Genomic DNA, 9,830 nt, shown 5'->3' on the forward strand with positions numbered 1-9,830 from the left:
TTTGTCCGTGGCGGGCGTGTGGAAAGTTCCATGCGCTGCCTACGGATAGAAAAGAATTCGACTACCAGATGTGAAACGACAGGACGTATATGGAGCGGTGGTTGTCAGATATTTATGGATGACCTACGAGCGGAGAACGGACCGGCCACACGTGGATTTCAGGGATTCAGATATAGGTGGTGGGAAGATAATGAAACAGCGTATAACGACCGAACAGTTGAAGGAACTTACGCCAAAGCAGCAGGAACGATTGATTGAGCAATGGTACAGCAGAGAAACGAATGCGTACAATCGACGCGTGGCCGAGGATGTAGACGTTTCTTGGAATGGAATGCCGCTATTATCTATCGGTCAGATGATAGAGTTACTACAAACTACTGGTATCCTTATGAGTAACGAACAGACGAACTTCGGTTGGCACATTCATATTGGGGATGTCGCGAAATACACAGCACAGGAACTGTGTGATGCGTTGTGGGAAGCTGTAAAAAGCATATTATAAAGAGCGATTGAAACACCTGGAGCGCCTAAAAAGCCTACATTCTGAGCTTACAGAAGGCAGGAATGAGGGTTAACGCAAAAGTTAAACAATCGTTTAAAACTTAATATGTTCTACCGAACGAAATCGGAGGACACCATTCAGCAAAGTAAGGGACAAGTATAAATCCCTTCTGGCTGTTGGTGTCCTTTTTTATTTACCAAGAGGAGGGGAATATATCATGAACATTCTTGCTGTACTTACTCAGACTGGGATGTGCCCAACGCACGGGGAAGCACGCAGGATGGTTTTCCAAGGCGCTGTAAAAGTCGATGAGGAACTGACAAAGAATCCTGATCTTCGCCTTCAGGACGGAATTTATGAGGTGTCGGTAGGTGTTAGGAAAAATTGCATTCTCAAAATCTGTGGCGGACATCTCGCATCATTCTTTCCAAGAAAGGCAGGGCGATAGTATGTCACCACGTTTTAAAGATCTACTAGATAAAGAGAAAAGAAAGCAATTAGAACGTATGGGCGGGAAACAGAAAACAGAACGTAAAGCAAAACAGAAGCAGGACAAGCCAACAACAGAACATCTTTCTGAACGGGATATTTTACAGCTTATGAGCGCCAGATCATACGGACGTGGACGCGGTGGCGCTATTCGCCAAAGAAGATACTAAAGGGGGATATAAAAGATGGAGCAGCTTAAAAAGGAATATAGCAAAGCAATTTATCAACTGAAAAAGCTACGGGAAGAAATGAATGAGGAAGAAAAGAAAGCTTATGGCCCTGTTATAGGAAGTATGATAAGTGATTTGCGATATGCTCTGGAATGGTTAAACACTGGACGTCGCCCTGGTAACCGTCGTGGAGTAGAACGTTTAGCTGCTTACCAAAGAGAAAAACCTTTTGACCCTCTTAGTATTCAACAATACTTTGACAGCAATTACGGAAATACCTACGGCTTCATAGGCTCCTTTATCGGAACATCAGTGCCGGATTTATGGGGATTTGATCATATCGTTCCAACTAATAAGATTAGCAAACATGACGAGGATAGAATTGCGGACGCACTCTCTATACTTACAGAACGAGAAAAGGAAATATACGTTATGTCTCGTGGTCGCTGCTTACCATATAAAGAGATTGCTCATTACCTTAAAATCTCTGAGGGTACAGTAAAAGCAACGATTTATCGAGCAGAAAAGAAAATTTCAAAGTATATCAGCGGTGATACCCTTATCCGCCAATGCGGATGAGGGGGTTGTATGCTTGACTCTCTTATTTTGCTTCTATGACGTTTTGTGTAGCTTACAAACAAATAATCTAGAATCGATTCTAGGGGCAATTCTGTGCCTTTGGTGATGTTTTGGCAGCGGGTAAATGCTAAGAAAGGGAACAAGGAAAGAAGACGATGTCCTTTTCACTGTGATTAGTTTGCAAAGGGAATCTAGTACATTGACATAGGTTAATGACCTTCTAGAGGTAGTGACACATTTATGATATTTTGGTATTATAATACAAAAAAGAGAGGATGTTGTTTTAATGGTAAATAAATCAATAAAAAAGAGATTGGGTGTTACATCTATATTAGCTCTTTCTTTAATAGTTTCAGCAATGCCTACTAAAGCTAATGCAGCTGAAGAAATAGCACCTCCTGAAGAAATATCATCAATACATAACAATTCTACTGTTACTCCATACTTCATAAATGATTTTCGTAATGTAAAAAGAGATGTTAAAACATATGAAACTTGGTCTGACTATAAAAGAGTTTCCGATAATTTGGTAACAGGGGGAGCAGGAGGTTCTATTTCTGCAAATCAAAGTGTTACTTTTACAACTACTGTAAGTGGTAATATAGCAGGTTTAGGTATTTCAACTTCAGGTTCTATAAGTAGCAGCGTAGGATATACGTTAAATGTTCCTCCTAACAAAAGAGTATATATGGGGTATAGAGTAAGATATAGTGTTGAGGAAGGTACTAACTGTTTAGTTGATATTGTTACAGGAAAAGTTCTGTCTAGTAGTAAATATGTTGTTAAACGTCCTATCTACGGGGAATATGCATTACTAAATTATTAACTGTAGATGAGCAAATTCACTAACATAAATTTACATCCGAACAAAAAAGGAGACATGAACCCGATTCCTTGATTAGAATAGATGTGTCACCAAACCATTCTCAAGGAGGTTCATGTCTCATGAATAGACTACCACATCACCAAGGAATCGACAAGTTTTTCGCAATGTTGGGGCTGGCCCTTTATTTCTCTAAGCCGGTCATGAAGCATCTCGTTCATATTATCGATGCGCTGACAACGAAAGGATTTGTGGGAACCTTGACTGATCTGCATCATGAGAGCTTTCATCCCAACCATCGAACGACACTGAGCCATTTTTTCACGAAAAGCCCTTGGGATGAAGAAATCTTGCTTCGCAAACTCCAGCAGTGGATGCTTCGTCATGTGGAACGAACGGCCAAGCGAAAGAATCACCCCATTTTTGTTTCGATCGATGATACGATCTGCCGAAAAACGAAGCCTTCGTCACAGGCGAAACACGCTATTGAAGGGTGTAATTGGCATTATTCTCACGCGGACAAAAAGTCGATTTGGGGACACTCTCTCGTCTGGCTCATGGTTCATACGATGACGCAAGCCTTTCCCTTTGCGTTTCGCCTCTACGACAAGGCGGATGGGAAAAGCAAGGGTCAATGGGCCATCGAGATGCTTTCTTCTTTGGATGTGCACGGTTCTGTTTATGTGCTGATGGATTCTTGGTACCCATCGAAAACACTCGTGGAAGCCTGCCTGAAAAAAGGATTCCACGTCATTGCGATGCTCAAGACGAATCGGGTTCTTTATCCAAAAGGCATCGCCATCCAAGCCAAACAGTTTGCCCGCTATATCGAACCGAACGACACCCATCTCGTCACGGTGGGAGAAGAGCGTTATCGCGTGTATCGCTACGAGGGAGCGCTGAAAGGTCTCGATGATGCCGTTGTGTTGTTGGCTTGGAAAGCCGATCAGCCGATGACACCTGAACATCTTCACTGCGTCTTGAGCACCGACCGGGAGCTAAGCGATGAAGAGATCTTGCGCTACTATGCCCAGCGTTGGTCGATCGAATGCTTTTTTCGACAAGCGAAAGACCAGCTGAAGCTCGATGGGTACCGCGTTCGTCAACGTCGGGCGGTGAAACGGTATTGGATCTTGGTGCAACTCGCTTATGTGTACAGTATGGTCGAATCCAACAGCGATTTCTCTACCGGGCTTGACTTCCTTCGAAAGAAGAAAGGACATAGCCTCGTGGAGTTTATTTACGATGCAGCGAAACAAGATATTCCCATTGATGTCGTTAAAAAACAGCTTCATGTGGCATAAGGGGTACTCCGTTTGTCTCTTTTTACATGGTAATTATTGTAATGAAAATTGCTCAACTACAGTTATTAAATTATAAGAGTATTAAATAACCAACAAAAAAGATTAGCGTAAATTAGCTAATCTTTTTTGTTAGTAATAAAATATCCCAGTTTAGATAATAAATAAAAAGTAAAAATAAATATTAAGGTTCTGGATATTACATAACCATCAATGGCCAATTCATATCCCTTAGGTATTAAGGCTTTGGGGTTAATTAAAAAATAAATTGATATTGCGAGAGGTAAAAGTATTAGAGTATAAGCTAAAACGGATTTGTTTTTCATAAGAATTCCACCTTTGTATAAGAATTCCACTTTATTGTTTATGTAACAAATAATATCACTTTTTCGGAAAGAAAAAAATAAAATTATCGTAATTAAAAATAGCAAAAGAATTTATATCCATTACTCAAGCTTTTAAAACTTATTTCGCAAAATTCCTAATATAAAGAACTGGTTGGCTAAAGAGCAATCAGTTCTTTATTGATTTAGGGGTAGCGCCAACTTTTTATCACATTTCCCGCGCTAAGTTCGAAACCTTTGGTAATCGTCTTAGCATGGTTTTTACGTCAAAATGTTGGCGCTACCTCTTGTAAACCTTTTGCCACCTATATATAGAGAGATAAAAATACCCTAAAATTTAATCATAACAAGAAATTCACATATAAGTCACGAAAAAGAGGCAGGTGGTACTGGATGCAGCTCGAATTGAGGATCGGATGGATGGTAGTTGTTTATTGCCCGTGCTCACCTGATCAAGCGATAACATATTCACAACACAAAATGATTCAAGCAGAAGCGGAGCTTGCTCTATGTGATTATTGTAAACGTCCTCTGATTTACTTACATGATGATGGGCACCTATACGCCATAGGAGATGTGCTCGTAAAGAATGCGAAAGAGGGGGCGGCATATGTTTGAATTTCTAGCAAGAATCAAATCAATTCTTTGGCTACATAGAAAGTGTGGTGGTCTTTTATATGGAGAAACAATCATCGGCTCGCCTGGTAGTTATAACTATGCCTCATCCTCAATCAGAATGAGAAGACAGCGTAATAACTTACCGGGAACGGGCCAAGCTACGGTGGGAACAGAAGAAACGGAATATGAGGAGTAAAAAGAAAGGCGCTATATAAATAGCACCAAATAAAAACTTGTGGTTATAAAATTCAGAGGCACACAAAAAGCAAGGGAATTAAAGACGGTAGAGACTTAACATCATCCACAAGATTTATCATAGATCATGCATGTAAAGCTTGTCTTACGGAATGATTTATTTTTTGTGAAATTGTTAGCTCATCTACCAAGTAGTAGAAGGAGACAGCTGGATATCGTAATGCGATGACCGGCTTTTTTATATGAAGAAAGATGCAAAAAAGCGACCAATTAAGGCCGCTGCTCTTGATTATTACTAATACCTAAAGCTTCTTTTATAGATGCTTGAAGAAGTTGTGAAAAATTCAACCCTGCTTCTTCGCCAGCATCTCGCAACCATTTGGGTAAAGTACAATTCTTTGTTACCGCTTTGTTTGCTGCTTCATCCCGGTAAGGAGGCATATAAATCTCGATGAATATAATACGGTCAGTAGCATCTAACAACTCAATATTTTCGGGCTCGGATGGCTTGGGGACTTCAATCCCTTTCTCTTCCATGTCTAGTATGAGATTGGCGAGCATTTCTTTTGCTTGTTTGATTCCGTCGATTAAATCAGGTGCAAGAATCGCTGTTCCAGGGAGATCAGGAAAGTACATACCTAATCCACCATCTTCAGCTTTTTCTACAACAACCGGATAAATGTAATGGTTCTTATAAGCCATTCAAAATCACGCTCCTTCATTTATCGGAGATAACGAAATTTGGGAGGAAGCAGGGGTTAGAATTTAACCCCTGTCGTCCGTTCAATGTTTTTAGTGTTCCTTTAGGAATCACCTGACCGCTACTGTGGAAGCTGATATCAGCGTACCGTGTAGGGTCATCTTTATGTATGTATCTCTGGTGACTTCCTTTACCTTTGTGATTCGGGGATTTGATGAACCCTTCATCCTTTAAGGTTTGAAGCACTTTTCTTACTGTGATTTGTTTGCCCAATTTCGTTACCTCCTTTCTAATATTATTATAACACGCATTATTTATGCGTGTAAATATAAAAATGCAAATTTTATGCGTGTTTTTTATGCGTGTATTAAATAATCTGTTATTTGGGGTGGGATAATGCGTCAAAGAACCGACGGAGGGAGCGGGGCGCATAAAGAAGAAAGGTGGTGAAAACAATGAAAGAAGTGCATGAACTTAATGGCGTAACTGTAGAAGAAATGAAAGAGATGGGTGCCCAGTTCGGCTTTGACTTAGCAATTGATTTGCTGAAAGAAGGACATAAGCTGGCGCGTGCAGGCTGGAACGGAAAAGGAATGTGGGTACATATCCAACGTCCTGACGAAAACAGCAAAATGACGCTGCCGTACATTTACATGAAGACAGCGGATAACAACCTGGTACCATGGCTTATTTCACAAACAGACGCTTTAGCAGAAGACTGGATGATTGTAGAATAATCCGGTCCTTTTCTTCGTTAACCAAAACAACAAATCTTGTATTTTCTGATGAGTGTAAAAGGGCAACAAGATAGCCGGAGAGGAATAAAAATCCGTCTCGTAACTCCGGCCTATCGTTGACATCCTGAATCACTCTCCTGTCTCGAAAACGTAGGGGGTTGTACGAGACAGCAAGCCGGCTGAGAAGCGGTTCAGGGTGTGAACGATGGACAAATCAACAAAACCCCTCTGAAGCCAGAGGGGATAACACAGTGGTTAGGTTTTGAAAAGAGGGATAAAGGGTGATGCAATATTGGGTTACAACACCTTTATAATACCCAAAAGTTATGATGAAACTTTTATCGTTTCATGAAAACATCATGAAAATTGAATTGAAACGTTGGACGATGGAATAAAAGAAAGGGGAATGAAAACGTGAAAGTGGAACAAACCAAAAGAGAAATTGAATTCACCCTGCGTTTAAACGAACAGGAGGCAACATACTTGCTTGAGATTATCGGCGGATGGAATCAAGTTAGCGGGAAGCAGCCAGTAGAAAAACAACAGTTTGGCGAAGAATTGTTTTGGACTTTAAAACGTGCCGGAGTAAAAACAGAGCTTTTTGACGATTGAGTCGCAGATATTTTGGTTGTACAAGCCCGTATAACGCATTTTTAAAAAATGGCTCTGTTAAAGAATAATGTTGATTTTCCTCTTCAACTAACGGAAAGGTTAGTTAAATAAAAAACTCATTTAAAATAAAGTGTGTTAATATACAAATTAAACCATATTTAGGGGGTGTGATTATGTTTGTACATAAGATTGATGAGGAAGTATCTTTAAAGTTAATAGAATTAAAAGATGCGGAAAGGATTTTCGAATTAACAAATAATTCAAGAGAATATCTACGCGAATGGCTTCCTTGGCTTGATACTGTAACAAAAATTGAAGATACGAAAGATTATATAAAACTATCCTTAAAGGGTTTTGCTGAAAACAAGAGTTTGAATACAGTTATACTATTTAATGGCGAAATTGTTGGAGTTGCAGATTATCACACAATAAATTGGTCACATAAATTTGCATACATTGGTTACTGGCTTGGTGAAAAATACCAAGGTAAAGGAATTATGACTAAAGTAGCTAAGGCTTTGACTGATTATGCTTTTAATGAGTTAAAACTAAACCGAGTTGAAATTAGGGTTGCCGTGGAAAATAAGAAAAGTAGGGCTATTCCAGAAAGGCTGGGGTTCGTAAACGAAGGACGTATTAGACAAGCAGAATGGTTGTATGACCATTATGTTGACCATATTGTTTATGGAATGTTAGCTGAAGATTGGAATAAAAAGTAGCTACTTCTTCTTTAACTAACAAGGGCGTTAGTTTAACAAGAGCAAGCATATGAAAAGACTGACATAATAAGTCGGTCTTTTTTTAATGTAAAAATCAACATTCAAATTTAACAGAGCTTAAAAAATAAATTGAGTAATGTACCATTAAATTTGTTTTAAGAGGAAGGAGAATAAACCATGTCTGAAAACAAAGCGGTAAAACGTGAGGATTTAATCGGGGCTACTGGCAGCATAACACGACAAATAGAAGTCATTGATGCTGAAGAATATGATCATGGTAGTTTTAAATCAGTAAGTATCATGGTTCGTGAAGATAACGGCGAAGAATACTGGACAAGCCTTGAAGATGTAGATTTAGACCAGTAGCCAAAAGAGGAAATAAATCCCTCCTGTCGAATAAGTTGGCGGGGAGGGATTGGTTAAATGAAATTCAAACAACCTATTTGTCATAAATACGAAAGATTAATCAATAATGAATTAGCGGCTGCATTACAATTTCATGACCAAGCTTTAGAAGATGGATTAAAAACAAGATGGCATTTTACAGAAGAAGGTAGGAAACATGCGGGTTTAGGACCAAACGACACTTTATATGATTTTATTTATCAATCTATAGATGTACTACCAAGAATGAGATTTATATATCTTATGTCATTATTTGAAGCTTTTCTGAAAGATTATATCTGCATAAGAAGCGCAGTAGATAAAAGCGCTGAAATTCTTAATCAATATAAAAGTTATTGGAATAAAAATCTTAGCGCGACACATGGTTCTAACAGTTTATTAAACCCTCGTTATGTTAATTATGTTTTTAAAGAAGAATATGGCCTTGAATTATTAACAGGAATAAATGATATTACTTTAGAAATAGGAGATTTAAGAAATATAATCGCTCATCATGAAGGAAGAATCCCGGACAAAGATAACAATTATTTCCTCGGACAACTAGAAAGAACACTAAATTATTTGGAACTTCCACACCAAATCGGAGTTAAAGTAACAATAACAAACGAAATGATGTGGATATATATAAATGATATGAGAAAAATTATTGGGCGATGTGATTACTAAGCCTCTCTCCAGAATGGTTTTTTCTTATGCCAACGAGGATATTGTCCCTAATAATGGGAATAATATATCTTGTTGGGGTAGCATCTAGCGGGCGATGCTGACGATGTTCCGGACGTGAAGCGGGGTATGGAACATAATCTATGCAAGAGATTAGTAAGTCACTTCTTTGGAGTGGCTTTTTCTTTTTGCTCTGACAACCAAATTTTACAAAACAACTCAACTCAACCCATTTTATTACAGTTTTCTATCCCATTAGAGTCTACTTTATTGGGACGAAAACAAGACGACGGTAAATCAAGGGTTTGTACAGTCCCATTTACATATCCCAAAAACAAAAGGTATAATTAGAGAAAAATAGGGGTATGGAGGGATAAAAATGATTTATGGGTACGCTCGGGTATCAACTGCTGAACAAAATGCTGCAAGGCAGGTGAAGCAATTGAAAGAAGCGGGATGCGAAATTATCTTAGAGGAAAAATTAAGCGGGGCTACAGTAGATCGTCCACAATTACAAAAGTTGCTCGATGACTTGAAGCCAGGTGATATTGTGATTGTCAGCGACTTAACGCGGATCAGTCGTTCTAGTCGCGATTTATTCGAATTAGTTGACATCATCAAATCAAAAGGTGCTTCACTTAAATCGATAAAAGACACCTGGCTTGATACAACGAGTGACAATCCGTATTCAGCTTTTCTTTTGACGGTGATGGCCGGGGTGGCTCAATTGGAACGCGATCTAATAAAACAGCGCCAAGCTGAAGGAATTGCATTGGCAAAAGAAGCTGGCAAATACAAAGGAAGGCCGAGAAAATATGGCGAGAAACATCCTGGTATGAATCATGCTATCGAGCTCTACCAAACAGGAAAGTATACCGTAAAACAAATATGTGAAATAACTCGTGTAAGTCGAAGTGCTTTATATCGAGAACTGCAAGAACGTGAATTAAGTCGCTAAAATGTAGCGGCTTTT

15 protein-coding genes and 2 pseudogenes are annotated in these 9,830 nt (G+C 39.1%); 14 read left to right on the plus strand and 3 right to left on the minus strand.

Going from position 1 to position 9,830, the window contains the following annotated elements; all coding sequences use genetic code 11:
• Positions 1-190: 190 nt before the first annotated feature.
• The 6 genes from K3F53_RS19120 to K3F53_RS19145 all read left to right on the plus strand — a co-directional run bounded on the left by K3F53_RS19120 (position 191) and on the right by K3F53_RS19145 (position 3,867).
• Positions 191-502: a hypothetical protein gene (locus K3F53_RS19120; RefSeq protein WP_220561178.1), complete on the plus strand. Its 312-nt coding sequence runs from the start codon at positions 191-193 to the stop codon at positions 500-502.
• A gap of 217 nt (positions 503-719) precedes the next feature.
• A complete protein-coding gene (locus K3F53_RS19990; protein WP_220561180.1) occupies positions 720-950 on the plus strand; it encodes a S4 domain-containing protein in 231 nt (76 codons plus the stop codon).
• The gene (locus tag K3F53_RS19130; protein ID WP_220561245.1) at positions 874-1,161 is read left to right on the plus strand and encodes a hypothetical protein; all 288 of its coding nucleotides are present in this window, start codon (positions 874-876) and stop codon (positions 1,159-1,161) included. The genes K3F53_RS19990 and K3F53_RS19130 overlap by 77 nt, the downstream gene beginning before the upstream one ends.
• Before the next feature lie 15 nt (positions 1,162-1,176).
• Positions 1,177-1,740, plus strand: a complete 564-nt coding sequence (locus tag K3F53_RS19135) for a sigma-70 family RNA polymerase sigma factor (RefSeq protein ID WP_220561182.1) — start codon at positions 1,177-1,179, stop codon at positions 1,738-1,740.
• A 286-nt stretch (positions 1,741-2,026) separates the two neighbouring features.
• A complete protein-coding gene (locus K3F53_RS19140; protein WP_220561183.1) occupies positions 2,027-2,566 on the plus strand; it encodes a hypothetical protein in 540 nt (179 codons plus the stop codon).
• A gap of 119 nt (positions 2,567-2,685) precedes the next feature.
• The gene (locus K3F53_RS19145) at positions 2,686-3,867 is read left to right on the plus strand and encodes an IS701 family transposase (RefSeq protein WP_063388773.1); all 1,182 of its coding nucleotides are present in this window, start codon (positions 2,686-2,688) and stop codon (positions 3,865-3,867) included.
• Between the two features lie 116 nt (positions 3,868-3,983).
• On the opposite strand, the gene K3F53_RS19150 is transcribed toward K3F53_RS19145, so the two are convergent.
• Positions 3,984-4,190 carry a hypothetical protein gene (locus tag K3F53_RS19150; protein WP_220561185.1) on the minus strand — a complete coding sequence of 69 codons (207 nt, stop codon included), beginning with the start codon at positions 4,188-4,190 and terminating at the stop codon, positions 3,984-3,986.
• Positions 4,191-4,601: 411 nt separating this feature from the next.
• Here K3F53_RS19150 and K3F53_RS19155 point away from each other — a divergent pair, with 411 nt between their 5' ends.
• Positions 4,602-4,826, plus strand: a complete 225-nt coding sequence (locus tag K3F53_RS19155; protein ID WP_220561187.1) for a hypothetical protein — start codon at positions 4,602-4,604, stop codon at positions 4,824-4,826.
• Complete coding sequence (locus K3F53_RS19160; protein ID WP_220561189.1) at positions 4,819-5,022, plus strand: hypothetical protein; 204 nt, start codon at positions 4,819-4,821, stop codon at positions 5,020-5,022. The genes K3F53_RS19155 and K3F53_RS19160 overlap by 8 nt, the downstream gene beginning before the upstream one ends.
• A 269-nt stretch (positions 5,023-5,291) precedes the next feature.
• On the opposite strand, the gene K3F53_RS19165 is transcribed toward K3F53_RS19160, so the two are convergent.
• Together K3F53_RS19165 and K3F53_RS19830 are read right to left on the minus strand one after the other, a co-directional pair.
• The gene (locus K3F53_RS19165) at positions 5,292-5,723 is read right to left on the minus strand and encodes a type II toxin-antitoxin system HicB family antitoxin (protein ID WP_220561191.1); all 432 of its coding nucleotides are present in this window, start codon (positions 5,721-5,723) and stop codon (positions 5,292-5,294) included.
• A 56-nt stretch (positions 5,724-5,779) separates the two neighbouring features.
• Positions 5,780-5,994 (minus strand): annotated as a pseudogene (locus tag K3F53_RS19830) (type II toxin-antitoxin system HicA family toxin).
• A 251-nt stretch (positions 5,995-6,245) separates the two neighbouring features.
• Between K3F53_RS19830 and K3F53_RS19175 the strand changes: the two are divergent.
• From K3F53_RS19175 to K3F53_RS19200, 6 genes and pseudogenes are all read left to right on the plus strand, one after another.
• Positions 6,246-6,458, plus strand: a pseudogene (locus K3F53_RS19175) (DUF2829 domain-containing protein); the annotation flags it as partial.
• A gap of 414 nt (positions 6,459-6,872) precedes the next feature.
• Positions 6,873-7,070 (plus strand): hypothetical protein, encoded by a 198-nt coding sequence (locus K3F53_RS19180; RefSeq protein WP_220561194.1) that lies wholly within the window; start codon positions 6,873-6,875, stop codon positions 7,068-7,070.
• Positions 7,071-7,243: 173 nt separating this feature from the next.
• The gene (locus tag K3F53_RS19185; protein WP_220561196.1) at positions 7,244-7,789 is read left to right on the plus strand and encodes a GNAT family N-acetyltransferase; all 546 of its coding nucleotides are present in this window, start codon (positions 7,244-7,246) and stop codon (positions 7,787-7,789) included.
• Positions 7,790-7,966: 177 nt separating this feature from the next.
• Positions 7,967-8,155 carry a hypothetical protein gene (locus K3F53_RS19190; protein WP_220561198.1) on the plus strand — a complete coding sequence of 63 codons (189 nt, stop codon included), beginning with the start codon at positions 7,967-7,969 and terminating at the stop codon, positions 8,153-8,155.
• A 57-nt stretch (positions 8,156-8,212) separates the two neighbouring features.
• Positions 8,213-8,860 carry a hypothetical protein gene (locus K3F53_RS19195; RefSeq protein ID WP_220561199.1) on the plus strand — a complete coding sequence of 216 codons (648 nt, stop codon included), beginning with the start codon at positions 8,213-8,215 and terminating at the stop codon, positions 8,858-8,860.
• Positions 8,861-9,236: 376 nt separating this feature from the next.
• Positions 9,237-9,815, plus strand: a complete 579-nt coding sequence (locus K3F53_RS19200) for a recombinase family protein (RefSeq protein WP_091261256.1) — start codon at positions 9,237-9,239, stop codon at positions 9,813-9,815.
• The last annotated feature ends 15 nt before the right edge of the window (positions 9,816-9,830 follow it).

This window comes from Aneurinibacillus thermoaerophilus (assembly GCF_019603355.1).
Lineage (GTDB): Bacteria > Bacillota > Bacilli > Aneurinibacillales > Aneurinibacillaceae > Aneurinibacillus > Aneurinibacillus thermoaerophilus.

What these genes read in the sequence shown, in the direction of transcription:
- K3F53_RS19200 (WP_091261256.1), top strand. Translation starts at nt 9,237, where the DNA reads ATGATTTATGGGTACGCTCGGGTATCAACTGCTGAACAAAATGCTGCA.
- K3F53_RS19145 (WP_063388773.1), top strand. Translation starts at nt 2,686, where the DNA reads ATGAATAGACTACCACATCACCAAGGAATCGACAAGTTTTTCGCAATG.
- K3F53_RS19190 (WP_220561198.1), top strand. Translation starts at nt 7,967, where the DNA reads ATGTCTGAAAACAAAGCGGTAAAACGTGAGGATTTAATCGGGGCTACT.
- K3F53_RS19165 (WP_220561191.1), bottom strand. Translation starts at nt 5,723, where the DNA reads ATGGCTTATAAGAACCATTACATTTATCCGGTTGTTGTAGAAAAAGCT.
- K3F53_RS19135 (WP_220561182.1), top strand. Translation starts at nt 1,177, where the DNA reads ATGGAGCAGCTTAAAAAGGAATATAGCAAAGCAATTTATCAACTGAAA.
- K3F53_RS19150 (WP_220561185.1), bottom strand. Translation starts at nt 4,190, where the DNA reads ATGAAAAACAAATCCGTTTTAGCTTATACTCTAATACTTTTACCTCTC.
- K3F53_RS19140 (WP_220561183.1), top strand. Translation starts at nt 2,027, where the DNA reads ATGGTAAATAAATCAATAAAAAAGAGATTGGGTGTTACATCTATATTA.
- K3F53_RS19155 (WP_220561187.1), top strand. Translation starts at nt 4,602, where the DNA reads ATGCAGCTCGAATTGAGGATCGGATGGATGGTAGTTGTTTATTGCCCG.
- K3F53_RS19990 (WP_220561180.1), top strand. Translation starts at nt 720, where the DNA reads ATGAACATTCTTGCTGTACTTACTCAGACTGGGATGTGCCCAACGCAC.
- K3F53_RS19195 (WP_220561199.1), top strand. Translation starts at nt 8,213, where the DNA reads ATGAAATTCAAACAACCTATTTGTCATAAATACGAAAGATTAATCAAT.
- K3F53_RS19160 (WP_220561189.1), top strand. Translation starts at nt 4,819, where the DNA reads ATGTTTGAATTTCTAGCAAGAATCAAATCAATTCTTTGGCTACATAGA.
- K3F53_RS19120 (WP_220561178.1), top strand. Translation starts at nt 191, where the DNA reads ATGAAACAGCGTATAACGACCGAACAGTTGAAGGAACTTACGCCAAAG.
- K3F53_RS19185 (WP_220561196.1), top strand. Translation starts at nt 7,244, where the DNA reads ATGTTTGTACATAAGATTGATGAGGAAGTATCTTTAAAGTTAATAGAA.